The organism is Niastella sp. OAS944 (genome assembly GCA_024809215.1).
GTDB lineage: Bacteria > Bacteroidota > Bacteroidia > Chitinophagales > Chitinophagaceae > Niastella.
In genome coordinates this window covers 1850391-1876485 of sequence record JANUBW010000001.1, presented here as the reverse complement: position 1 = coordinate 1876485, position 26095 = coordinate 1850391, and the positions used below count along the sequence as shown (strand labels likewise).

At 42.4% G+C, this 26095-nt stretch carries 22 protein-coding genes; 15 read left to right on the top strand and 7 right to left on the bottom strand.

From position 1 onward, the window contains the following. Positions 1 to 16 precede the first annotated feature (16 nt). Both GGD38_RS07355 and GGD38_RS07350 read left to right on the top strand, forming a co-directional pair. Positions 17 to 3277 (top strand): SusC/RagA family TonB-linked outer membrane protein, encoded by a 3261-nt coding sequence (locus tag GGD38_RS07355; RefSeq protein WP_375298657.1) that lies wholly within the window; start codon positions 17 to 19, stop codon positions 3275 to 3277. An 18-nt stretch (positions 3278 to 3295) separates the two neighbouring features. Then, positions 3296 to 5305 (top strand): RagB/SusD family nutrient uptake outer membrane protein, encoded by a 2010-nt coding sequence (locus tag GGD38_RS07350; protein ID WP_375298658.1) that lies wholly within the window; start codon positions 3296 to 3298, stop codon positions 5303 to 5305. A 66-nt stretch (positions 5306 to 5371) separates the two neighbouring features. On the opposite strand, the gene GGD38_RS07345 is transcribed toward GGD38_RS07350, so the two are convergent. The 4 genes from GGD38_RS07345 to GGD38_RS07330 all read right to left on the bottom strand — a co-directional run bounded on the left by GGD38_RS07345 (position 5372) and on the right by GGD38_RS07330 (position 8835). Beyond that, complete coding sequence (locus GGD38_RS07345) at positions 5372 to 6694, bottom strand: hypothetical protein (protein ID WP_375298659.1); 1323 nt, start codon at positions 6692 to 6694, stop codon at positions 5372 to 5374. Between the two features lie 210 nt (positions 6695 to 6904). Beyond that, on the bottom strand, positions 6905 to 7306 hold the full coding sequence (locus tag GGD38_RS07340) for a GreA/GreB family elongation factor (protein WP_375298660.1): 402 nt from the start codon (positions 7304 to 7306) through the stop codon (positions 6905 to 6907). 33 nt (positions 7307 to 7339) lie between these two features. Then, a complete protein-coding gene (locus GGD38_RS07335; protein ID WP_375298661.1) occupies positions 7340 to 7786 on the bottom strand; it encodes a hypothetical protein in 447 nt (148 codons plus the stop codon). A 425-nt stretch (positions 7787 to 8211) separates the two neighbouring features. Continuing rightward, complete coding sequence (locus GGD38_RS07330; protein WP_375298662.1) at positions 8212 to 8835, bottom strand: carbonic anhydrase family protein; 624 nt, start codon at positions 8833 to 8835, stop codon at positions 8212 to 8214. A gap of 165 nt (positions 8836 to 9000) precedes the next feature. Between GGD38_RS07330 and GGD38_RS07325 the strand changes: the two genes are divergently transcribed. The 6 genes from GGD38_RS07325 to GGD38_RS07300 all read left to right on the top strand — a co-directional run bounded on the left by GGD38_RS07325 (position 9001) and on the right by GGD38_RS07300 (position 14578). Continuing rightward, complete coding sequence (locus tag GGD38_RS07325) at positions 9001 to 9672, top strand: TetR/AcrR family transcriptional regulator (protein WP_375298663.1); 672 nt, start codon at positions 9001 to 9003, stop codon at positions 9670 to 9672. Between the two features lie 124 nt (positions 9673 to 9796). Then, entirely contained in the window at positions 9797 to 10807 is a 1011-nt protein-coding gene (locus GGD38_RS07320; protein ID WP_375298664.1) for a hypothetical protein, read from the top strand. 27 nt (positions 10808 to 10834) lie between these two features. Further along, entirely contained in the window at positions 10835 to 12178 is a 1344-nt protein-coding gene (locus tag GGD38_RS07315; protein ID WP_375298665.1) for a T9SS type A sorting domain-containing protein, read from the top strand. A 93-nt stretch (positions 12179 to 12271) separates the two neighbouring features. Continuing rightward, entirely contained in the window at positions 12272 to 13369 is a 1098-nt protein-coding gene (locus GGD38_RS07310; protein ID WP_375298666.1) for a sensor histidine kinase, read from the top strand. Further along, positions 13369 to 14097 (top strand): LytR/AlgR family response regulator transcription factor, encoded by a 729-nt coding sequence (locus GGD38_RS07305; RefSeq protein ID WP_375298667.1) that lies wholly within the window; start codon positions 13369 to 13371, stop codon positions 14095 to 14097. Before GGD38_RS07310 ends, GGD38_RS07305 begins: the two co-directional genes overlap by 1 nt. Before the next feature lie 127 nt (positions 14098 to 14224). Beyond that, on the top strand, positions 14225 to 14578 hold the full coding sequence (locus GGD38_RS07300) for a LytR/AlgR family response regulator transcription factor (RefSeq protein ID WP_375298668.1): 354 nt from the start codon (positions 14225 to 14227) through the stop codon (positions 14576 to 14578). Between the two features lie 13 nt (positions 14579 to 14591). Here the strand turns inward: GGD38_RS07300 and GGD38_RS07295 are convergent, their stop codons facing one another. After that, complete coding sequence (locus GGD38_RS07295; RefSeq protein ID WP_375298669.1) at positions 14592 to 15350, bottom strand: carboxypeptidase-like regulatory domain-containing protein; 759 nt, start codon at positions 15348 to 15350, stop codon at positions 14592 to 14594. Positions 15351 to 15579: 229 nt separating this feature from the next. Between GGD38_RS07295 and GGD38_RS07290 the strand changes: the two genes are divergently transcribed. Both GGD38_RS07290 and GGD38_RS07285 read left to right on the top strand, forming a co-directional pair. Beyond that, positions 15580 to 16302, top strand: a complete 723-nt coding sequence (locus tag GGD38_RS07290) for a hypothetical protein (RefSeq protein WP_375298670.1) — start codon at positions 15580 to 15582, stop codon at positions 16300 to 16302. Positions 16303 to 16375: 73 nt separating this feature from the next. Next, a complete protein-coding gene (locus GGD38_RS07285; RefSeq protein WP_375298671.1) occupies positions 16376 to 17983 on the top strand; it encodes a hypothetical protein in 1608 nt (535 codons plus the stop codon). A gap of 6 nt (positions 17984 to 17989) precedes the next feature. On the opposite strand, the gene GGD38_RS07280 is transcribed toward GGD38_RS07285, so the two are convergent. Beyond that, on the bottom strand, positions 17990 to 18613 hold the full coding sequence (locus GGD38_RS07280) for a CatA-like O-acetyltransferase (RefSeq protein WP_375298672.1): 624 nt from the start codon (positions 18611 to 18613) through the stop codon (positions 17990 to 17992). A 2-nt stretch (positions 18614 to 18615) separates the two neighbouring features. After that, positions 18616 to 19308 carry an HAD family hydrolase gene (locus tag GGD38_RS07275; RefSeq protein ID WP_375298673.1) on the bottom strand — a complete coding sequence of 231 codons (693 nt, stop codon included), beginning with the start codon at positions 19306 to 19308 and terminating at the stop codon, positions 18616 to 18618. A gap of 87 nt (positions 19309 to 19395) precedes the next feature. Here GGD38_RS07275 and GGD38_RS07270 point away from each other — a divergent pair, with 87 nt between their 5' ends. From GGD38_RS07270 to GGD38_RS07250, 5 genes are all read left to right on the top strand, one after another. After that, entirely contained in the window at positions 19396 to 19959 is a 564-nt protein-coding gene (locus tag GGD38_RS07270) for a Crp/Fnr family transcriptional regulator (RefSeq protein ID WP_375298674.1), read from the top strand. A gap of 315 nt (positions 19960 to 20274) precedes the next feature. Beyond that, positions 20275 to 21489: a right-handed parallel beta-helix repeat-containing protein gene (locus tag GGD38_RS07265; protein ID WP_375298675.1), complete on the top strand. Its 1215-nt coding sequence runs from the start codon at positions 20275 to 20277 to the stop codon at positions 21487 to 21489. Then, positions 21461 to 21706 (top strand): hypothetical protein, encoded by a 246-nt coding sequence (locus GGD38_RS07260; RefSeq protein ID WP_375298676.1) that lies wholly within the window; start codon positions 21461 to 21463, stop codon positions 21704 to 21706. Before GGD38_RS07265 ends, GGD38_RS07260 begins: the two co-directional genes overlap by 29 nt. Positions 21707 to 21855: 149 nt before the next feature. Beyond that, positions 21856 to 24243, top strand: coding sequence for a glycoside hydrolase family 3 C-terminal domain-containing protein (locus tag GGD38_RS07255; RefSeq protein WP_375298677.1), 2388 nt, complete (start codon positions 21856 to 21858; stop codon positions 24241 to 24243). Positions 24244 to 25306: 1063 nt separating this feature from the next. Next, a complete protein-coding gene (locus GGD38_RS07250; RefSeq protein WP_081162512.1) occupies positions 25307 to 26074 on the top strand; it encodes a DeoR/GlpR family DNA-binding transcription regulator in 768 nt (255 codons plus the stop codon). Positions 26075 to 26095 lie beyond the last annotated feature (21 nt).

Genomic DNA, 26095 nt, shown 5'->3' with positions numbered 1-26095 from the left:
AAAACGATTGACCATTATGATGAAACATTTAAAAGTAACCAAACGTACCAATGCCCTTCCCCCAGCATTTACGTTTCTGTTTCTATTGTTGTTTTCAGTTTGTACGTACTCGCAGGAATTATCCGTAACCGGAAAGATCACTGACTCGCTTGGTAATGGTGTACCCGATGTTACCATTGCCATTAAAGGAACTGCCACAAGTGTAAAAACGAATGCCCAGGGCGATTTCAAATTAATGGCGGGCAAGGGGGCTGTACTAAAAATATCACACGTAAATTATTCAGCTCAGGAAGTAGTAGTAAATAGCGACGCTCCTGTTTCCATTGTTTTACAGCAGGCTGCTGCCAGTTTAGATGATGTGGTGGTAGTGGGATATGGTACCATGAAGAAGAAAGATCTTACCGGGTCTATTGTTCAGATACGTCCTGACAGGCTCGCCAACGAAAATCCAAAAACAGTTCAGGATATCCTGCGGGGTACGCCTGGTTTACGCGTAGGCTACGATCCTTCTGCCAAAGGTGGCGGTAACTTAGAGATCCGCGGCCGTCGTTCAGTGTATAATGAAGGCGGGCACAACAACCCATTGATCGTATTGGACGGCATGCTGTTTTATGGAGAACTTTCTGAGATCAATCCCGATGATATTGAACAAATAGATGTGCTGAAAGATGCCTCCGCTGCAGCTGTGTATGGTGCAAAAGCCGCCAGTGGCGTTATCCTTATTGCAACGAAAAAAGGTAAACCGGGTAAACCCGTTATCAATGCCACCATTAATACCGGTGTTACCACAATTGTTGATAACCGCAAAAGATTCACCCCCGATGCTTATTTAAAACACCGGCAGGACTGGTATACAAAAAATACCTATGGCATAAATCCGCAAACAGGTAACTATGAAGCGTATCAGGCAGGTACACTTATCAGCAAGCCCGGATATTATTCCCGACCCGATCAGTTGCCCGACAATGTTACGCTCGATGCATGGCGGGGTTATTCTGCCAACCAGGCAAATGAATCTGATGAAAGCATTTGGGCTAAACGGTTAGGGTTTGCCGGCAATGCGTTGCAGAATTTGCTGAATGGGAAAACGGTTAACTGGGCCGATCATACCTTTAGATCAGGCATCAATTCTGACTATAATGCCAGCATCAGTGGTGCAGGCGATAGAGTGAATTACTACTTGTCATTGGGTTATTTGAAGAACCAGGGCGCGGTGGTAAGTGATGACTACCGGGCTGTACGCTCCAATTTGAAATTAGACGCAAAGGTGACCAAATGGTTTGAAGTAGGCGCCAATATAAATTTTCAGGACCGCTCTGATGGTAATATTGATATTGACACAAACCAGATGCTGCGAAACAGTCCCTTTGCAGATTATGCCGATCTGAATGGTGATCCTGCACAATATCCTTTGAGTTCCGACTATAGTCAGCGGGGTTACAATTATGATTTTCAGAAAAAATACCTTGCGCTCGAAAAAGGATACACTGTATTCAACACTATATTGAATGCTAAAATAAAGCTTCCTTTTAATATTACTTACTCTTTCAATGCTTCGCCCCGCTATGAGCTCTTTTACGATCGTTATTTTATGTCGGCTGCACTGCCGGGTTCCGATCCTAAGACACGCGGCGCCAATCGTGAACAGACTAAACGCTTCGACTGGTCACTTAATAACACCATTACCTGGGACCAGCGTTTCGGTCGCGATCATCACGTAATTCTTACCCTTGTACAGGAAGCGGAGGATCGTAAATCATGGAAAGACAGGATTGAGGCACGCAACATTCTTCCAACCGATACTTTAGGTTTTCATAATACAAAAAATGGTAGTAAGGAAAACAGCAATTACTCCAGCAGCGATGGACACCAGTCTGCCGATGCCTTGCTGGCGCGTTTGTTTTATTCTTACGACAACCGTTATATGATCACCACTTCAATCCGTAGAGATGGTTACTCAGCTTTCGGTTCTTCCAATCCATATGCAACATTTCCCTCACTGGCGCTGGCCTGGACATTTACAAACGAGAAATGGTTCCCATGGAGCGATGTTATGAGCACGGGTAAATTGCGCGCTTCTTACGGAAAAAATGGAAATCGCTCGCTGGAAAATCCTTATGTAGCGCTTTCAAATCTTAGCGAAGGCGCCGGCAGAATGCAGGGATATTTAAACGCTTCGGGACAGTTGCAATTATACCGTTATTTATATGCCGACAGGTTAGCCAATCCCAACCTGCAATGGGAAAAAACCACTTCCTGGAACTTCGGTCTTGACTTTGGTTTCCTCAACGATCGTATAACGGGTTCTTTAGAGTATTATACAATGCAAACCCACGATATGATCATACAGCAGTTGTTACCCAGCTTTACGGGGTTTGCCAAAATTACCACCAACCTTGGGCAGGTTAACAACGATGGGGTTGAATTAACATTAAATACAGCCAACATTCGCAACGCCAATTTTCAATGGAATACCACCTTTGGTTTATCGTACAATAGAAATACAATAACGCATCTTTATTACGACCGTGAGAATATTATTGATGCAAACGGTAACATTATAAGTTCAAGAGAAAAAGATGATATTTCAAACGGTTGGTTTATTGGAAAACCCATTGGGGCCATCTGGGATTATCGTGTTACCGGCATTTGGCAGGCTAACGAGGCCCAGGAAGCGAAATTGTATGGCCAGCAACCCGGCGATCCCAAAGTAGCAAACAACTATACCGATGATGATGTGAAAGGTGCCAATGGCGTAGTAACACCCACTTATAATGATAAAGACAAGGAGTTTTTAGGTACAACCCAGCCACCATGGCATTTGTCAATGCGCAACGAGTTTGTATTATTCAATAACCTGAATGTTTCCTTTAACGTGTACTCTTACATGGGGCATAAAAGTTTGTCAGATGAATTTTTAAATATTGATGATCTGGGTGGTCGCATGGCTTACGGTTTACAGAATGTTCCGGCAAAACAATACTGGACGCTCGAAAATCCATCAAACAAGTATGCACGTATTGAAGCCAAAGGGCCTACCGGCGCTGGTTCTACACAACAGTTGTATAACCGTTCTTTTGTTCGCCTCGACAACTTTTCAGTAGGGTATACGCTTCCCAAAAAATGGACCTCAAAGATTACTGTAAACAAGGTGAAAGTGTTTGGCACTGTACGTAATCTTCATACCTGGAAGTCAAAAGACTGGACGTACGGTGATCCTGAAACAGGGACCTGGTCTTCACGGGTGTATAATCTGGGACTAAATTTTAATTTCTAATTTATTAGCGCGAACCATATGCAACAGAAAAAGAAAAGACTACATTATATATTTAAATGCCTTGCCTTAATTATAGGTGGTAATATATTTCTAAGTGGTTGCTCCAGGAGTTTTTTAGAACCTGATCCGCTGTCATTTTACGAACCTACCACAACGTTCAATACGGAAGCCGGGCTTATGTCGGCCATGGCTTTATGCGACCGGCATTTGAAAGGCTACTGGGCTACCGATCATAACGAAATGCTCACGCTTGGAACGGAATACATTTTTTCGGAACTGATGGTGGCAAGTGCTACCGACAAACGCACCATGCTTTGCGATGTGGCCAACATGCTTACTCCTACCAGTGAAACCAGTTATCAGAATATTGACAGAACGAACAGCATCTGGTATTTGTGGGAAGAAACCTATAAGGCCATCATGTATGCCAACACCATTATACAATATGTTGATAAAGTAGAGAAGTTGGATGAGACTACAAAGAAAATGTTTAAAGGCCGGGCCTATTTTCATCGCGCCTTTCGCTACATGGCGTTGATCTTCGAGTTTGGTGATATACCGCTTGTAACTACCATACTGGAAGCGCCCAAGCAAAATTATCGCAGTACCAAACGGGATGCTATTCTGAAAATGATTACCCAGGATATGGAACTGGCGGTGCAATGGGTGCCCGATCAAAAGAGCATGCCCCTTACAGGTATGATAAATAAAGGCGCATGCCGTATGCTGCTTGCCAAATGTTACCTCGCCATTGGGGAGTATGCAAAAGCAAAGGAGCAAACCGATATCCTTATCAACCAGTCGGGTTACTCACTTATGCAAAATAACTTCGGCACCTTCAACGATGGTGGTGAGCCTTTAACCTGGCCTATTACCCGAAATGTGATCTGGGACCTGCATCGTGCAGAAAATAAACTCATCGCTGCCAACAAAGAGGTTATTATGGGTATGCCCAACAGGGGCGCCGATGCTGAGTCATTCGTTCAAATGCTTACTATGCGCATCCTGTATCCTTTTGTTTTTGATACCCGGTTACAAACAAAAGATGGTAAACAGGCATTATTGAATATAAGACGTAATGATGCCAACTATAATAACAAGTATGATTATATGCGCGCCTTTGGCCGTGGTATTGCAACCTTTCGCCCTACTAATTTTTCAACCAATACACTCTGGACTATTAACGGTGTAATGGATGCAACCGATTTGCGCCACAGTTCCTCAACGGGCAACTGGATCAGGATGGAAGATTATCGTGTTAACAATAAGGCTTCTTCTGAATTTGGAAAACCAATATCGCTATACAACAACAACGGCGCACTGCTTTGCAGTGATACCATTCGCCGCTGGTTCGATGTGCCGCATTATAAATTCTTCCTCGATGATCCCGTAAATGAAGCGAATGTTTCCGGTTCCGACGGACTTAGAGGAGCTACTAATGGTGGTATTGCAGATTGGTACCTCTATCGTTTGGCAGAAGCCTATCTGCTGCGGGCTGAGGCTAAATATTATATGAACCCCGCCGATGCCACTATTAAGGACGATCTGAATGCTATAAGATCAAGGGCGCAATGCACCCAGCTGTATACGGGCACTGTTACCATTGGTGATATTATGAATGAACGTGCCCGCGAACTATACTGGGAAGAATGGCGTAATGTAGAATTAAAGCGGGTATCGGTATGTCTTGCACGCAGCGGCAAACCCGATGAATGGGGTAATACCTATAACCTGGAAAACTTCGATAAGCAAAGCGGCACCGGGGCCGATGGCGGAAGTTACTGGTATCAGCGCATTGTACATTATAGCTTGTATAATAAAGGCCCCGTACAGATCAATGCCACCGGTATTAGTAACCCTAACTTTACCATGGATAAAAAGAATATGTACTGGCCTATTCCTTATACCGCAATCCTTGCTAATAATAAAGGAAAGCTAAGTCAGAATTACGGCTATGATGGTTATGACCCTAACGTTCCTAAATGGGACAATTGGGAAGATGCCGTTGCTGATGAAAGCACAAACTAAGTTCAGTTGAGGTTAATACGCAAACAAATAGCCCGTCCCTGGCAATTGGGATGGGCTATCTCTTTTTTATTGTACTATCCGTCCCTGTAGCTGGAACATACCTGTTAAATGCATGCCTTTTTTCAATTCGGTAAACCGCATGTTCTCGGGTGTTACATACATATCGATGGTAAAGCAATTGATGATCTCGGGGTGGTCTATCAATCTTACCTTTAGAATATAACCTTTAAGACTGTTAGTGGGTAACAGGCTTGTTTCTTTAAAATCTTCAAGTATACCAACAAAGTCAAGACAGCCATAATTAGGCAGGTCCTGGCTGGGCATTAAGGCGCAAAAGTCATCTGCAAGCAGCCCCTTGCCTTCGCTTTTTTTAGTATATTCATCCAGTACAAACAGAATGCCGCTAAACTTTACCAGGTGCTTTGCTTGCGATAGATACAGTTCCCGGTTAACAGCATAGTCGGTGGCAAAATAATGAACGCCAAATGTATTTCTTCCCGATCCGGAGATCACCGCTTCCAGATTATCTACATTTTCCCATTCAAAGATCTCCTTGTTTTCTACATCAACATAATCGTTGGTTTTAATAACCGGCTCAATGGTCTTCGCTTGTCCGTCTACCTGAATGGCATTAAATGTTACGTCGCCAAAATCAAGTGACGAAACGGTAATATTGCCCTTGGTTTGTTTCTTTCCCTCATGTAAAGCCAGTGCAAAACATTCTGTAAGCACCTGGCTGCCTCCCGGTTGCCGGTACCTGTTAAATCCGAAAATGCTGCACCAGGTATTTACCAGGTCGTAGTTGTTGGCTTTTTTTATTTTGAGCCCGATGCTGTTCACCGTTTCAGGAACAGCTAATGTTTCTGTATGCTGAAAATAATCGTGGCCTGGTTTCCGTTGTGCGGTGAAAATAATATCGTTTTGCTCTTTGGTGAATTCGATGAAAGTCTGATAGCCGATATCCTCGTTGTCGAAGTTATAGGGTATACCGATCTTGCCGGCAACTCCATTCTTATAGTTGTAGGCAATAGTAATTGCTTTCAGCTCATGGTCCTGAATGGCGATCTGGTGATTATTATCGTTATTGAACTGTGAATGGTAAAAAATGGCATACGACTTAATTACATCTGCCTGTAACTGTACCTCAAAAGACCGTTCCATTTTACTTATCGATTCTGCAACCGATAATGTATATGCATTGCCAGTTTCCATCAAATATAAAAAGCCTGTTATTTCACCATTCGGTTTTTCATAGGCGGCAATGGGTGCATAATTACCCTGTTTCTGCATTATTATGAAGGTAATAATATACTCTTTGTATTTGCTTATCTGGGAGAAAAGGGTGTTTTCGTCGTTGTTTTTCTTTTTAAAAATATCGAACAGGCCCATAGGAGATTGTTTTTATTTGGAAATAGGTTGTGCAACAACGGGAAATGTTTCGTTTTCGTATGAAAGCATATCCTTATTGTGCCGCAAGATAAGAATAGCCCTGATAAAATGCCAGGCATTAAGAAAAGGTGAATTAAATTATTACTTTGGAGGCCTTGTTAAAATACCATTGCAAAGCCCCCGTATAAAGCGGGGGCCTCTTTTTGTTGTTCAGTTAGGTTCGTTTATTACTTCCAGAATGGTAAACGTTTTTATACCGGCCGGCACTTTCCACTTTACCTGTTGTCCTTTTCTAAATCCAATAAGTGCGGTGCCAATTGGCGCCATTATTGAAACCCTGCCTTCCTTAAAATTTGCTTTGTCGGGTGTTACAAGCATAAACTGCATAATTTCATCCATTTCTTCTGCTTTTACCCGAACAGTAGAGTTTATTCGCACTACATCTTCAGGAAAATTTTCTTTATCTACCAGTTTGGCTTTCTTTAATTCTGCATACAGCGCTTCTGCATTTCGTGTATCAAAAGCTGTTTTTGAATTTCCGCCGTTCAAATGGGCAATCAGTATTTTGTAATCGTCGGTTCTAAGAACCAACTCGTTATTTAATGGAAGCATGTTATTTCAATTTATAGTTAATAAATATGGCGGTCATTTTTTTATAGGGGCTGCAAGCATCTTTGATAGAAGCTGTTGCCAGTTGGCGGCATTCTTTTCCAATCTTGCTCTATCTGTACTTGCATCTGTATTGGCATCATAAAAGGGCAATACAATTGTTTCGTTCTTGTTGCTGAACTCAAATTTCAATTGTACTTTTTCCAGGAAGTCCTGAACTATTTTATGTGCCAGTTCTTCCTTTTCAATGCTGCCATATACTTTACTTAATGTAATGGTCGCAATATCATTCAGATCAATAAAGCATAAGCGCTCCATGTCGGCGCCTATATCAAGCACCAGCAAACATTTCCTTATTCCATCCAGTGCAACAATTCTGTTGCCCAGTATCAAATGACTGGTAAAGGATAAATTCATCCTGCTCCCATGTTCACTGAGCACTACATATTTGCTTCGTGCAAATACCTTGTTTTCGCTATTCATTTTTGTAAGGAATTAATGAACTAAAGCCCAACTGTACATTGGGTTCAGCTTAATTTTTATACAAATAATAACAGAATTAATGGCGTATATCCATCAATGATGATGTTCCTATGGAACCAATACTAAGAGAGTTGTAAAAGAGAATTATTAGAAGGATACTTCTTTAAAGAAGAAAACTCGTAAAGGTTTGAACAAAATGGCACAAACTCGGGGAATGACCAGGTACAATGATTGCTCAGGTCAAGTATCAGATACCTAACCTGTTGTGTTTTAGCATTACATTGTAATAGAGTTGCCATTGCAGTAAAGATACAAAATTATTTTGAGTGCTAAGGGTATGCAAACAAAATGGCTTCCACTACACCGCGGAAGCCTTTTGTTTTTTAGCGCTTACATTGCATGCTCTGATTATGCAATCTCTTTATTTATTCGTAAAACGTAACTTTCCCGGTTTCTACTTCATACATTCCCCCTATGATCTTTATCTTACCTTCTTTCTCCAATTCAACAACCACAGGGCTTTCTTTTCTGATCCTTTCTATGGTAAGTGTTACGTTCAGGGCGGTTACATTTTTCACAAACTCAGCATTTGAGCCATTACGGTTTTCTTTGGTAGTGGTTTCGTGATCGATGGCGGGTTGAATTTTATTCAACAGGGTGGTAAGGTTACCCAGTTCAACATGGTTACAGGCCCCGGCAATAGCGCCGCATTTTGTATGGCCCAGTACAACGATGATCTTGGTGCCGGCAATTTTGGTGGCAAATTCCATGCTTCCCAAAATATCCTCATTTAAAATATTACCAGCCACGCGAATGCTGAATACATCGCCCAACCCCTGGTCAAATATAAGCTCGGCCGAGGTACGGCTGTCGATACAACTTAATATGGTGGCAAATGGAAACTGTCCGGCAGAGGTTTCATTTACCTGCTGTAACAAATTTCTGTTTGCTTTTAAATTGTTCACAAATCTGTCGTTGCCTTCTTTAAGAATGGCTAAAGCTTTGTCGGGTGTTAAACTCGATTGAGTTTCTTTGTTGTGTGTACGCATGTTTCCTTGGTTTTAAAATAACGAATGGAACTGGTCGGTTCCTGAGGGTGGTTTTAAAATCGCGGCAAACATATAATTACTTTCCCGGATAATAGTATTACTATCGTTAAAAATAGGATTAATTTTACCGATAAAATATTAAATATCTTTACCTAAATTTAATGCATGGACTTTCTGGTGAATTTTAAGGTGAACGGTAAGATCTTTTTGAAAGATCCCGAAAGCAGTGCAATAGGAAAAGAGATTGTTAAAAAGTCTATCGATCTTATCTATAAGCTTGGGTTTGAGCAATTCACCATAAAAAAGCTGGCAATAGAGATCGATACTACAGAAGCCACTATTTATCGTTACTTCGAAAGCAAACATCGCATTCTGCTATATATTCTAAACTGGTACTGGAGTTATATGGAATTCCTGCTGGTGTTCAAATTGCAAAATGTAAAGTCGGCCAAAGAAAAATTAAAGATCATTGTTGAATTATTAACCAACGAGTTGCCAGCCAGCGCCGGTTTGTATGATTACAATAAACGTTCTTTAAACCAGGTAGTAATAGCCGAGAGCAGCAAAGTATATTTGATAAAGGAAGTGGCAGAGATCAATAAAGATGAGGTTTTTAAACCATATAAAGACCTGTGCGCGCAGATCTCGGAAGTTATCAAGGAATACAATCCCAACTATAAATACCCAAAGTCCCTGAGTACTACTTTAATTGAAGCCTCCCATCAGCAACAATTCTTCAGCATCAATTTACCGCGTTTAACCGATAACAGAAGTAAGAACAACGCCGAGTTTACCAGCCAGTTTATTCAGGACATGCTTTTCAGGGTGTTGGGGTAGAACCATCTTCACTATATTCATTCGTCGACCCATATGTTCATTCGTCGGAACATCGCTTTGCAGGTAAAAGGCCGCTGATATCTTCATGCCCTCAAATAATCAGTCTACCTGTTAAAAGATCAATATGAATAATTTTTATTGTAAAGTGTTTGCGACGCTTTTAGCTATTGGTGCATTAGGAACAGCACATGCTAAAGTATGGCGGGTGAACAACAATGCCGGTGTTAATGCCAACTTTTCCACATTGGCCAGCGCGGTAGCTAATGCATATGTATCGAATGGCGATACCCTGTATGTAGAAGGCTCTGCTACTAACTATGATGGTATAAATCTGTCGAAACGGCTTGTTATAATTGGAGCCGGTTATTCCTTAGCTGGTGCCGGCGCCAATGCCGGTTTGCAGGCCAATCCTAATCCATCTGTAACAAGTAGTATATATATTGATTCACTTGCATCAGGAAGTACGTTTGTAGGTTTAACACTCACTGCATATTTAAACTCCAATGTTGACAATTTAACTTTTGTCCGGTGCAGCCTGAGCCTGCAACCATTCACTGTAATTCCAAATTCATATGCCATTTCAAACCTGATAGTAAAGCAATGCAAAGCGTACATTGCTTTAAATTCATTTAAACTGGAGAATCCGCAGGTAACCAATTGTATCTTTGTAAGCTCGCAGGCGCAGTTGGGTAATACAATAAATGGATTATTCAGGAACAATACACTTGTTTCATCGGGTGGTACACTTAACAATTGTTATGCAAGCAACAATATTTTTTCATCATCGACATTAACCTTCACCAACTGCCTGGTAAAATATAATATATCTACTCATAATAATTTGCCCGACCCTGTTGCAAATAATAACAAGGTAAACCAGAATGGTGCATTATTTTTTGTTGGCGGCGCCTCGGCCGATGCGCAGTACCAGTTAGGAGCTGCTTCCCCGGCACTTGCAGCCGGTGAACCCATCAATGGCATAACCCCCGATGCCGGTGCTTTTGGTACGGCCGATCCTTACCGGTTAAGTGGTATTCCGCCTATACCAACTATTTACAGTTTTACCGTGCCGGCTTCAGTACCTGCTACCGCCACAAGCATGACCATCACCTTCAGCACCCGGTCAAATAATTAATTACAGCCCTAAAGAAAATTATTTACCATGAAGAAAGGTCTTTTAATGTTGTGTTGTAGTGTATGCATATGGGGGAGTACTCTTGCGCAATTTCCTTACCCATCGGCCCCGGCGCCCGCACCTGATATAGTACAGGCAGAATATTTTTATGATACCGATCCCGGCACAGGGAATGGTGAACCCATTGCCATTACTGCCGGTCAACAGATCAATGATCTCACTACTTCAATCACTATAAACGGTGCAGCGCTAACACCTGGTTTGCATCGCCTGTACATTCGAACAAAAGATTTTGCCGGGGTGTGGAGTTTAACCAATAGTGTGATCTTTTCAAATGCAGTTGTTGTGCCATACCCTGCTTCTCCTGTTACACCCAATTTCGTAAAAGCAGAGTATTTCATCGATGTTGACCCCGGTTCCGGTAATGGAGTTGAAATACCCTTACCAGCAACCGATAATATTAATGCGTTTAATATTGCCATACCTTTAACCGGTTTAAATGCAGGCATTCATATGTTGTATGTACGGGTACTGGATGCATTGGGCAAGTGGAGCCTCACCAATTATTCGCTGTTCAATAATTCAGTTTTTACCCCTTACCCTACGGCGCCTGCACCTGCGCCAGCTATGAGTGAAGCAGAATATTACCTGGATACCGATCCCGGTTTTGGCGCAGGTGCACCCATTTCTTTTCCTGCTGCTACCGACATTGTTAATTTTTCTTTTGATATTCCGCTGGGTGCTGTAACCCAGGGTCAGCATACCATTTATATTCGCAGCCGCCAAAATCCCTGGAGTTTTAGCGCCTATGCTGAGTTTATTTTTGGCAGCCCGTTACCGCTTAGTTGGTTGTACGTAAAAGCCGAGGAAAAGAACGATGATGTATACCTGCAATGGGCCACTGCCATGGAAGAGAATACCAGTTCTTTTATTATTGAATACAGTACAAATGGCGTTAATTACAAAGCGGTGGGTGAGGTAAAGGCCGAAAATAAAGAAACAGGAAGCGTGTATAAATTCATTCACCAGCGCCCCGAAAGCGGGCCCGCTTACTATCGCATAAAACAAACCGATAAGGATGGAAAGTATACCTGGTCAAAAGTGGTGATGCTGCTTATAAACAACAACCTGAAAGCGCCGGTACTTTTCCCAAATCCGGCTCGCGACGTTGTACATGTAGCAATACCGGGTGGAATGCAGGCCGCACAAATTACTGTTTATGACGCCAATGGCCGGCAACTGAAAGCCATTCCGGGCATAAACAACACAACTGTTTATTCCATACCCGTGAACGAATTTAAAAAAGGCTACTATTTCGTTTCCATTAAAACCGGTTCCACGCAAAAGTCGTTCTCATTTATAAAAGAGTAAATTTTGTTTACATTTATGGCTCAGACAATAAGGCCCTCTCTTTTTTGAGGGCTTTATTGGTATAAGGAAGCAGCGATTTTAAAATTGTATTGTATGGGACCAAATGCCAGGTGGCGGCGTATTTTGAATAAAAGAGTATTTCCGGGCTTCAGTATCGGAGAAGCATTGGTGTTCTTTGTATTTCATGCCATTTGGCCGGTGATCTTAGGCAGCCTGTATTACTTTGGCGATGTATTTAAAAATAATCCAACCCTTACCCTGAAAAAGTTTGCACTCATACAGTTCTTTGTTGTAATGTCGAAGGCCATTGGCTTAATCCCTTTCTGGTGGCTGACGTTCATAGCATTTAAAAAACTCAAGCTGTATTATAAGATCATACTGCATTGTTTCTATAGCGTTATTTATGGCAGTATGGTAATTGGTATTGTATACTTTGCAAAAACGTTCATTTTAAAAGATGCCTATGCACATGCGGCCATACTTTCAGATTTTTATTCGCTGCTCATTACCTATTTCTCTTATTTCGCGCTTTTTCATGCGTATAATTTCTGGCTGCATACAAAGGCGCAGTTAAAGAAAGAGCACGAGTTAAAAGAGCTGGCTTACCAAAGCGAAATAAAGGCATTGAAAGCGCAGATAGAACCGCATTTTTTATTTAACACCCTAAACTCCATCAGCGCTTCGGTGCCGCCTGAATTGGAAAATACCCGCGTGCTTATTTCTAAACTGGCCGATACGTTTCGCTATGCGTTACATGCAAGTGAGCGGCCTGTAGTTTCATTGGAAGAAGAACTGCTGTTTATAAAAACCTGGCTGGCATTGGAGAAACATCGCTTTGGTAACCGGTTGCAAATTGAGTACAGCATCGATCAACAGGTATTGTCAACACCCATACCGCCTATGCTGGTACAGCCATTGGTTGAGAACGCAATAAAACATGGCATCAGTCCCAAAGTAGAAGGAGGAACCGTAATGATCGCCTTTAAGGAGGAATTGGGTTTTGTACGAATTATTGTAAGCGACAGTGGCGTGGGCTACAATAAGCCATTGAGCACGCTATTTGATAAAGGCTTTGGGTTAAAGAACATTCAGCGGCGGTTAGATAAATTATACCAGGAAGAATTACAGGTTAAGCAGAACGGGCAGGGACTAACTTTTTCTTTTAAAATTCCAATAACGGCAAAACAGTGATGAAGAAAGTATTGATCATCGATGATGAACAGGATGCGCGTCATTTGATAAGGCAATATATTACGCCCTTCACCGAATTTAAAATTGAAGGGGAATGCGAGAATGGCTTTGAAGCAGTAGCCATGATCAACAAACTGGAACCTGACCTTATTTTTCTGGATATTCAAATGCCAGGGCTGAGCGGTTTTCAGGTGGTACAGCAAATGATACATATACCTCAGATCATTTTCACCACGGCTTACGACCAATATGCATTGAAAGCTTTTGATGCCAATGCGCTCGACTATTTACTAAAGCCCTATACGGCAGAACGCTTTAATATTGCCGTAGCAAGGGCGCTTACCCAGCCCAATGGCGGTTACACGGAAGCAAGAAAGGTGGCTGATGAAATAACCGGCAGCGCTTATCCTTCGCGTATATTAGTGGAGAACGGTAATAAGTTAACCGGACTGAATACAGAGGAGATCATTTACCTTGAAGCCGATAAAGATTATACCCGCATACATACTGCTGCTAAAAGTTATTTAAGCAACTATGGCATTGGTATACTTGAGCAACGTTTAAACCCTGCCCATTTCATTCGCATTCACCGTTCGCACATCGTGAATCTTATACATATAAAGGAAGTAATAAAGGAAGGCGCCACTGCCCAGGTTATTCTGAAAAATGAAAAAGCGCTCAACGTAAGCCGCGGGTATATGGATGAAATAAAGAAACGTGTCTTTTGATCAGGATAATAATAAAAGCATCTATCGAGCAATAATGTAATTGATAGTATTATAGTGCCATTGGTCGGTTCCTGCTATTTACAGCATAATTCTATACGTAGGTTTGATGCAGAAACCTTTACTACGTATGTCACCAGCAACTTCCAAGGAACGATTCCTTATAAAGAACGGCACAAGGCTTACGCCTGTGCATATAAGCCAGATCGCTTATTTTTATACCCGCGATAAATTTCAATACATAAAGACCTGCGACAATAAAGACCTTATTATCGACAAACACCTCGATGAAATTGAGGGCCGGGTAGAGTCAAAAACCTTCTTTCGGGTGAACCGGCAATTCATCATCAATTACCACCATATTGATAAAATACATACCTGGTTCAATGGTAAATTAAAAGTGTTTGTTCAACCCGCATCTCACGACGATATTATTGTTAGCCGGTTAAAGACAGCCGATTTTAAAAAATGGTTAGGGGAATAATTCCCCATAACCATTATTCATACTGAACAACTGTGCAGTTTCTGCAATAACCGTCTGAGGTTTGGGGTTCAAAATTTATCACTAGTTCCGTACCCTTATCATTGGTGATCGTATTAAGCAGTTTTAAGTATTGCCCATTGTATTTGGCTTTCATGGTGTAGCGGCCTAATGGAATATCGGCCAGTTTATAATAGTTCTCCGTTCTGGGTGCTCCACTCTTAAGTGAAAGTGTTTGACCGCTGGAACCATCAATAAGCGGTCCCGATGGGGTAAGCGTGAATTCAATATCCTCGGCCATAATGGAACTGCCAAAGGCGCTTTGCAATTGTATCATAGCGCCATAATAACCTGTGCTGCCGGGTTTGTTGCCACTGATCTTCCAACTGAAATTACGTACACCGCCATCGGAAGTAAATGCTTCATCTTTTTCTGGATGCAGATCGTATTTATAGGTTTTGCCATTATAGGTCTTGCTCATAGTGGCGGTAGCTACCCAGGTAAAGGCGCCGGATAGTTTTACTTTATATTTTCCGCCGGCATCAGAATTAGCAAGCAGGTTTGAGTTATAAATAAGTGTATTGTCTATAACGATTGACGCACCCGGTATAGGTTGCCCTTTTGTATCGGTTACAATACCGGTAACATAACCTTTTTCTTCGCCTGTATTATTGGGTTTGTCATCGTTTTTATGACAGGCTGTTAGCGGTGCAATGGTAATAATGCCGCTTGCCAACAGCAAACCCAATGGCCATAGTTTCTTTTTTGTTTTCATGATCTGTTGCATAAATGTTTCTATAAAAGTAACGGCATCATTGAAACGATGATATCGATGAGCGTTGAACTGACTGATTTGAATGCCTTATTGCCGTTATACGATGTTCAAGTGAATCAGCTCTGTTGTGAAATTGTACAATTCGTATGGCTGAAGATGCATTCCGGAGCGCAACGAATGAATGCAATGGATGCGCATAATACCTTTAGTTAAATATTTAATCGTTTATATGAAAAGAAAATGTTTGTACGTGTTGTGTTTTATGATAGTTAGTTTGATGGCTGTTGCTAATTATTCGTGTAACAAGGGCAATGATAAGGATACAACAGCACCGGGTAATGAAAAGCCTTCGCAAATACCAGGCATGGGCAATGCTGCTGGTACACCACAGGGCGAAGCATTTAAATTGCCGGCGGGTATTTCATTAAAAGGTGATATTGTTGGTAATGAAGACGGCGTTTCGGGCCAGGATTGTGTATTTGACGGACAGGGCTTTAATGTGGTGGTAAAAATAAAGTTGCATCGCGATACAGGATCTTCGCCAATTCAGGTTGTATTCCCCGCCGGACTGGTGATCACAACTGCATCCGAAGGTTTTCAACATGGATTATTGATAGAAAAAGTACTTGTAACCATTCCGCCTGTACAACCGGGCAGTGGCGGTTCCGATTGCCAGGTATCGCTAATGATGCTTTGTTTGAATGCTGCCCGTAAACCTTCCAGTGCATCTGCCAAATATAAGTTTGCTACGGTAACCAATTCGGAGCTGATAAAAGATTTTATTAAAAAACTCTCGGGTAAAAAGATCTCGTTCAGCGCATATCCTGCAGGCAACAACGACGATTATTTTCTTAATGAAGATTTTATTCAGGAAGCTTTATGGAATATAACAGATGGAGAAGGGCTAACTAAAAAAGACCTGGAGTTTATTCAGGGCCTGCCGAATAAATAGTAGGTCACGGGACAGCACAGGACAATTATTTAATGACATGCTTTATTTTTAGCCAATTGAAAACAAGTGTCATATGATCAATTGCAGACTGTGCTTCCTTTTAATATTTGTTGTTCTCACTCCGTTCTTCGCTGTATCGCAGGCGCTGCAGCCTGTTAAGTTCACCACAAAGCCACAGGTACATACCTTCCGTATAATGAATCCCGGTTATCCTTTTTGGGGTAAAAAGAATTCAATTGTTCGAATGGCGCCGGTGCTTACTGCGCTTAACGGGGCAGCAGGTAAGGATGGCGCGTCTTCAATACAATTAAAATTTGATGAAAATGTACAGGTGTTGGTTGCCCTGCCGCAAGGTCAGCAACTCAACCTGCCCAATGCAAAGTTGGTTATCGATAGCGCATTAACTATTACCGGGTTGCCGCCTTATAATATTTATAGTGTGCCTTTTAAAAAAGGATGGCAAACCGTGAACTATCAAAACCCCGATGGTTTTGTTGCCGGGGTTTTAAAAGCGGGTGTACCATTGCCGCATCAAAATGCAAAATTGCCCGATGGCCGCCAGTGGCGTCCATTCATTACCGATGGTTTTACCGATAGCTTACAGTTATTTGAGATCGTTGGCGGACCCGATAAACCGGTGGTAGATGAAGGTATGCCGGGTACCGAAGATATACAGGGCGGTTTTGAAGGCGGCACCTGTGTTAAAGTGGGCAATACCTACCATATGTTCCCAACGGAACGCGCCGGTCAAAAAGGTGTTGAATCGTATCACGATCGTGTAAAGACCCGTATTGGTCATTGGGAAAGCACCGACGCCATTCACTGGAAAAGGGTAGGCACCATTTACCAGGCAAGCGGTAATTATGCAGTTGTTGAGGAAGATAACCCTATGAATGATCGCCGGGGTGCTATTTGGTCGTACAATGCGGTGTTCAATGAAAAGGAAGACCGCTGGTATGGTTATTATCTTACGTATACTGTAGATCGAAATATAAGACCTAATCACTCATTCGGCCGTATCTGGTGTACTAAATCACAAACAAAAGGAATTAATGGTGTTGGCGGTCCTTACGATGAAGGCCAGCTGATCATGGAACCGGGGCTCGATTCGCAACCCTGGGAAGGCCGGCAGGGTGTAGCTTCTTTTTATCCCTTCCCGGTAAAAGATGGTTGGTTAGGATTTTATTCTGGCGCCTTCCCTTATGCAACCTGGGCCGATTATCCAAAGAAGCTGGGCATTGGCTGGTATATAGGTTTGGCTAAGTCTGCATCGATGGATGGGCCCTGGACACGCCTCGATACTACCATTAACCCAATTAAAAGCATTAACCCGGAGTTTGTTGAGAACCCCATTGTTTACCAGTTAAAGAATGGCGTTTATATAACAGTGTTTGATGGCGGTCCCGATGGCGGTTCACATCATTTTCCAAATATGATGGGATATACACTCTCAAAAGATGGTATTCATTGGAGCGAGGCGCGCTATATTCCTATTCACACCAAAGTAAAACGCTGGTGGAGCACCATGCGTACACCTTTATGCCTGTTGCCCGAAGGCAATAACGAGTATACAGTAGTGTATGCAGCGTTTAACGATCCTAATAAACGGTTCCATCCCATGGGTATGGTAAAGCTGCGAATGAACCCCGCAGTGCTTGAATTACTGGTGAAAGGGTTATAAACATAACTACCCATTCATCAGTTCCTGAAATTTATTATAAAATAACCCTACATGATATCCATCTGCCAGTGCATGGTGCACATGCACCGACACTGGCATTTTTCTTTTACCATTTTCTTCCGTCATTTTTCCAAACGAGATCTTTGGGCAGCTATCGGGAAAAGTAAAACTTCTTGCGTGTGATACTGAAGTGAAATCTATCCAGGGTAAAGCGGAGAAATGAATAACATTCTCACCGGCTACTGCAGGCACCAGCCCTTTTTCATATTTTACTTTTTCAATAACCTGTTTCGCATGTTCATAGAACAAGGCTTCATCTTCATTGAAATCCATATAAGAAAACCCAAAAGTGTTATCGGGGCGATTAACGGTGGGCGAAGCATTTACAACATCGTACATGTACACCTTTTTATCAACAATACGATAGCGAAAATTCTCTATGCCGTTGGCAGCTTTTAATGCCCGGTAAAGATAATACAGGTAGAACGATAGTTTATGATCTTTGGCATGCTGATAGGCAACAGTGCAATCTATGCTCGCAGTAATACCGAAAAAAGGCTCTGTAAATTGTGTAAAGAATTCATAATGATCTTTCCTGACCCAGGTGGTTATATCTATTGGGGTTTTCATAATTAATCAAGGTGATGAAGGATCTCGCTAATAGTTTTTAATTCAAAGAAATTGGGATGCTGGGGTTTGGTTTCATGTTGTTCATGCAGCCAGGTAACTGTAAATGGAATGTGTGCGGCAAATGCCTGCAGTTCCAGCACGGGCAATATATCTGATTTAACCGAGTTGCCCAGCATCAGAAAATTTTCAGGTGAACAATTCAGATATTGCAAAAGCTTTGCATAGTTCTCTACCTGTTTATTGCTCATGATCTCAATATGATGAAAGCGATGCTGAATACCCGATTTCTTAATTTTCCGTTCCTGGTCCAGCAGGTCACCTTTGGTGGCCATTACCAACTGATACTTGCTTTGCAGGCGGTCAAGCGTTTCGTCTACCCCTTCCAGCAGCTCAACAGGCCGGTTCAATATTTCGTGACCCATTTCAAGTATATTATTGATCAACTGCATACTGGCCCTGCTTTCAGTTACCCGCGTTACAGTTTCAATCATGCTAAGCATTACGCCCTTAATACCATAACCGTACAGCGGCAGGTTCTTCATTTCGGTACTAAACAGTTCCTGTAAAGCATTTGAGGCCGGCATATGGTCTTGCAGCAGAACGCAGAACCGTTGCTCAGCTTCCTGGAAATAAGTTTCATTTACCCACAGGGTGTCATCTGCATCAAATGCAATGGTTTTTATTTTGTTCCTCATGGTTTTACTGGTTAGTTTTGTACAACCAGTATGCAAAATTGAATTGATTGGTCATAAATAAAAAGGACATTTGTCCCGCCGGTTCATATGCTTCGCACCAATAATACATTTCTAAGTTATTTTGAACAGTTGTACAATTCGCAGCAACGGAAGGAGGAAATTCTTATTAAAGAATTTTCAGCGGGGCAATTGATACTTCAACAAGGGCAAAATGCACCTAAAGTATATTCAATAAAGGAAGGCATCACCAAGTGTTTTTTCGATGAGGGCGACGATAAGGGGTTTATTGTTGAGTTTTTAGGAAAAGGGGAGGTGATAGGTGATATTGAGGTTATAAAGAATATGCCTTGTTTATGTAATATTCAGGCGTTAACACCGGTGCAGGTGTATGCCATTTCAGTTCCGTTTACAAGATCGTTGCTGGAAAAAGACCTGTTGTTTAATAAATTAATGCTCGATTCTTTTGCTGAGCGCATCATCAATACTTCTACCCGCGCATCGTTCCAACAATTACATACGGTAGAACATACGTTGGCCAAGTTGCTTGAATTACAGAAAGCACAGGGGCTTGATATTTCAAAAGAAGATATGGCTGCTTATTTAGGCATCACCATCCGCAGCCTCAATCGAACTTTAAAAAAGCTACTTTAATTAGGCGCATTTTTTTCTGCAATAAATTGTTTTTTGATCTTTTCTTGTTATTTTTAGTGATCTCTCTCAGGAATGAAGCTCTTGCCAGGTAACTGTTCAGCATTGTGGCTGAATGGCTCTGCATCTTCATTAAACTCAAATTTATTTACTGGAAAGGCTTAACGCCTAACGCTAAATGCTTAACGCGTGCTCGCGCAAGTCGGTCTGCGCCTTTTGCTGCATTCTCGCGCGGTTTCAGCTAAAAGGCAGTCCGCATACACGGAAACAGGCGATTAGCCTTAAGCGTTCTGCTTGCAGCCTGTTTAAAAACTGTTTATGGACCGCAACAAATATTATAGCACTAGGCAAACCATTGCCTTATTGATCGTTCTTTTGGGTACCGCATTTTCCTGTAAAAAGCACGTGATTGCAAAACCTGAAAATAATGCGCAGGTCAGGGAAGAAACGTTGACTATCGATCCCAGCATGACGCTTGCGCAGATCAATGCTGTTATTGCCTCGGCCAGCGCCGGGGAAACCGTATATGCCGATGCCGGTACTTATACTATAACTGGTAAAATAGTAATGAAAGCAGGGGTAAGCCTTGTTAAGTTAACAACTACCAATCCCATTTTCAGTGCGACTTCTTTAAGTTCCATTCTAACCCTTAGTTATGGTACCGAACTGAGCAACTGTACTATAAGCGGTATAACATTTTGGAACATTCGCATGGTAATTACCAGTGCCGCAAATACGGCTATTAAATATTGCATCTTCGATTATGGTAAACGTGCTGCCAATACCAATAAAACCAATAACCTGAAAGATGATTATGTAGAATTACTGAGCACCGATAGTTCGCTTGTAAGCAATTGTGTTTTCTGTCATCGTTCAACCGATGCCGGTCGCGGGGTATGGACCAAAAGCACTACCAATACCCGCATTTTGAACAATACCTTTGGAAATGGCGGCACCACCGGCTATTTTGTATGCGCCATTAACGACAATAGTGAAAGTAATTCGCTTATAAGCGGTAATACATTGAACAGAAATACTGCGCTTAATTCGGTTGATTCACTTACAGATCATGGTATGTACTGCCATAGTTTTACCGGGCTTAATATTAGCAATAACACCGTATCGGGCTGGCCTGCCAATGCAAGCGGCGGTTCAATAAAAGCACGGAATGGTTCAAACCTTACCATTTCGAATAATACGCTGAACGATGCTGGCATTATGTTGTATGAGTACGTGAGCAATACGGCCTTCCCTTATCTCAACAATGTAGTGGTAAGTAGCAATACCATTAACATTGCCAGCCCTGCCAGCGATATTTACCATGGCATTGGTTATTACCGCGACAATACCACCCATTCGGAGTATTCAATAAACATAACAGGCAATAACCTGCCCAATGGAACTATTATGGCGAATCACCCCAATATTGATGTAACCAATTTCAATGCGAATGGCGGCGGGGTGTATAACAATGATGTAGCGACAGGTTATTTGTTATTGAAGAGTGGGATCAATAATTCGGGGAATTATTGAGATTATCATTGCCGCTGATGTTTGGGTGGTTGAGCTGAACAGCCTGGGAAAAAAGGTATGGCAAAAAACGTTTGGTAGCAGCGCCGATGATTTTGCACTTGGTGTGATGCTCACAAAAGCCGGAGAAATTCTTGTTACCGGCGTAATCACTGGCAATAATGGAGATGTAAGTGGTAATCATGGCGGCATTGATGCATGGCTATTTAAGATCAAATAGTAGATCATATTTTATTTCGCCCCAACCGGTATTTGCCGTGTTGGGGCTTTTTTATGTAAACCCTTGCCCATCGCTACGCAAACGTTAGCGTAATCGCTTTTGAACTCGCAGGCGCTATATGTATATATTTGTTTTCTACATAAGCTAATATGAAAAGAAAAGCACTTTGGTTTTCTGCCTGTGTTGCCCTAACAGGCATTGTATCCTTTACACCCCTGGCCTCTATTTACAAAGACGGCTGGATTGACCTGAACAAGAATGGTAAAAAAGACATTTACGAAGATCCCAAACAATCTGTAAACGCCCGTACCGCCGACCTGTTGTCGAAAATGACGCTGGAAGAAAAGACCTGCCAGATGGCTACGCTGTATGGTTGGCGCCGTATTCTGAAAGATTCGTTACCAACAGCCGAATGGAAGAACGCCATCTGGAAAGATGGCATTGCCAATATCGACGAACATTTGAATGGCTTTACAGGTTTCAATAAACCACCGCTGCAAACCGATGTGGTAGCCAATATGGAAAAGCATGTATGGGGAATGAACGAGACCCAGCGCTTTTTTATTGAGCAAACCCGCCTGGGTATTCCTGTTGATTTTACCGATGAAGGCATTCGTGGTATTGAGGCCTATGAAGCAACCGGTTTTCCAACTGCCCTCAATATGGGCATGACCTGGAATAAAGAACTGGTGCACCAGGAAGGTATGATCACGGGTAGCGAAGCACGCGCATTGGGCTACACCAATGTGTATGCGCCCATACTCGATGTGGCCCGTGATCAACGCTGGGGACGGCTTGAAGAAACTTATGGTGAAGATCCTTTTCTGGTAGCTGCACTTGGAACCGCATTGGCAAAAGGTATTCAACACAACGGGCAGGCTGCTTCAACTGCGAAACATTTTGCAGTGTATAGTGCCAATAAAGGCGCCCGCGAAGGTCAGGCCCGCACAGACCCGCAAGTGGCACCACGCGAAGTAGAGAACATTCTGTTATATCCTTTCAAAAAAGTGATAAAAGACGCCGGTATTATGGGTGTAATGAGCTCATACAACGATTACGACGGTATTCCGGTATCGGGCAGTAATTATTGGCTTATACAACGCCTGCGTATTGAAATGGGCTTTACAGGTTATGTGGTAAGCGATAGCGACGCGCTTGAATACCTGAGCACCAAACATCATGTGGCTGCCAATTTAAAAGAAAGCGTATACCAGGCATTTATGGCGGGTATGAATGTGCGTACTACTTTTCGTGCGCCCGATAGCATTATCATATACCTGCGCCAGTTGGTGAGAGAAGGCCGCATTCCCATGGATACTATCAATAAACGGGTGGGTGATGTATTACGGGTGAAGTTCAGGCTGGGTTTGTTCGATCATCCTTATATCGAAAGCGCTGCCGAAACAAGAAAACTGGTGAATAGTGAAGCCAGTCAACAGGTAGCCCTGCAGGCATCACGCGAAAGCATTGTGTTGTTGAAGAACAACAATAATATACTGCCATTGGCAAAAGGGCTTGAGAAGGTAGCCGTGATTGGTCCCAATGCCACCAATGCCGATTATGCGCATACACATTACGGTCCGCTCAATTCGCCAAGTGTAAATGTGTTGCAGGGGATACAGGCCAAACTGGGGGCCGAAAAAGTATTGTACGCTAAAGGTGTTGACCTGGTTGATAAACACTGGCCCGAAAGTGAAATATTACCCGAACCAATGAATGCTAGCGAACAAGCCATGCTCGATTCTGCCGTTCAAATTGCCAAACAGGCGCAATTGGCAGTGGTAGTGTTGGGCGGTAATACGCAAACAGCCGGTGAAAATAAAAGCCGTACCAGTCTCGACCTGCCCGGTCATCAGTTGGAGTTGATAAAGGCCATTAAGGCAACAGGCAAACCGGTTGTGGTGGTATTGATCGGTTCGCAACCCATGACCATTAACTGGATCGATAAGAACATAGATGGTATTATATATGCCGGCTATCCTGGCGTAAAAGGCGGAATTGCCGTTGCCGATGTATTGTCTGGCGATTACAATCCCGGTGGCAAGCTTACGCTTACATTTCCCAAATCGGTGGGGCAATTACCACTTAACTTTCCTTCGAAGCCAGGTGCGCAAAGCGATGAAGGCGAAGGCGCCAAAATTAAAGGTTTGTTGTATCCCTTCGGTTATGGGTTAAGTTATACCAGCTTTGGATATGCCAATCTGAAAATAAGTGCAGATGCCAAAACGACAACAGCGCCAATTGCGGTCACTGTTGATGTTACCAATACCGGTAAGGTGGCTGGTGATGAGGTGGTGCAATTGTACATTCGCGATGTGTTAAGCTCAGTGACTACTTATGAAAAACTACTGAAAGGATTTGAGCGGGTGCATTTGAATGCCGGTGAAACAAAAACGATAAGCTTTACCATTCCGCGCGATGAACTGAAATTGTATAACCGCGAAATGAAGTTTGTGCTGGAGCCTGGCGAGTTCAGTGTAATGATCGGTGCTTCGTCCAGCGACATCAAACAAAAAGGAAGCTTCGTTATAAAATAGGTTTATAGTTTAGTTGTTAGTGTCTGATTTATAAAAGCCACTCCGTTGATGCGGGGTGGCTTTTTTTATGAAGGGAAATACAGCCTAAAGCAGCTACAGCTGCAAGCAAAAACAGCCAAAAGCCAAAGGCTTAAAGCTGAAAGCAAATACAAAATACAACTGTAAGCCACAAGCTGTAAGTCAATACAGAATACAGCTTCGCGCTTCGAACCTTCACGCTGCAGCAATTAAATAGCGAGTTTCGATTAAAGAGAACTTAGAACTAAAAACTAAGAACTGTATTCCCTTTATCAACTCTGTCAACTCTATCAACTTTTCAACACCCTAGTCAACCCGTCAACTATATCAACTATTTCAAAGATCTGCAGCAATGCTAACCCAAATGTACATTACATAGCCACCCTTTTTTAAAAAATGGGACGGGCTTCGCAAAAACATGGGACGAGCTTCGCATAATGGTGGGACGAATAGCATTTCTCTTAGGAGAGTCATGTATTTTTTGGGACGAGCTTCGCAAAATGTTGGGACGAACAGTCGAAAATCAGGGACGAATAACACCTCGGCATCTTTACCTCCTTGGGCTCCGAGTGCCAAAAAGTAGCGATGAAAAGAGACACCGTGCCTCGATTTCTTCGGGTTTTCTTTTACCCTTAGCCGAGGCATAGTTTACCCTTCTTCGCAACTTGTTCGCAAATTTGCGAACAAGCCCTATAGCATTACCGAAGCAGGTACGAAGAACTTGCGAACAAAGATGAGCCTAAACACAGCGCCAAAAGCAGGCGTCCTCATTTTCGATCTTTTTGTTTTATTCTGCCAAAGCGTAAATGATAGAAAATACTTTCGAGAGTGTTTGTCGTTGATTATCAGCGGTTTTTGCTTTTTTGTATCATTCCAACGCACTTAAAGATTAGCATTATTTTTTTTTCTTTTCTTTTGTTTATTTTGTTATTTCTTCGATTGTTTTCTTATTTTTGAAAGAGAACGCTGATTTTCAAGGCCGGTTCGCAAATTTTTTTCGGCATTTGCCGAAAAACGGGTAAAATTCAGTCACAAAACAAAAAATATGCTTCCTAATCAAAGGAGAGAGAAAATTTTAGAAATGCTCCGGGAGGACGGTTCGGCAAAAGTGGGTGACCTGGCGCGGATATTCAAAGTGACTGAAGTGACCATCAGGCAAGACCTTGAAAAACTCGAGAAAGAAGAAATGGTGATCCGCGAACACGGCGGCGCCTATCTTAAAAATATCGAAGATCAGGTGAAAGGTTTTTATGTGGCGCATCAGGAATTGCATACGATGCAGAAAGAAAAGATCGCCACCAAATGCCTTGAGTTCATTGAAAGCGGCGACACCATCATTCTCGATTCGGGTTCAACCGTAACCGAGATCGCTCGTAAGTTAAAAGGTTTTAGAAATCTTACGGTGATCACCAACGCTTTGAACATTGCCATGATGCTTGGTACCGAACCAGGAATTGAAGTAGTGATGACGGGCGGCGAATTTAAACCGCCAACCTTATCGCTCACGGGCCAAAAAGCAGCGGATTTCTTTAAAGGCATTAACGTATCAAAGCTCTTTCTGGCAACTGCCGGTATTTCGCTTAAGTCTGGATTAACGTATCCAAGTCTCAGCGATATCATTGTAAAAAAGGCCATGATAGAAGCGGCAGAAACCACCTACCTGGTGGCCGACTCTTCTAAAATAGGAAAGAACGCCTTTGCCAGTTTGGGTGCTTTATCACTTATTAATTACATCATTACCGACGATGGTATTGAGGATAAAGACCGGAAGCTTTTTGAAGAGCACGAAGTAGAACTGATCATTGCCACATAACGGAACACAAGTACAAGTAAT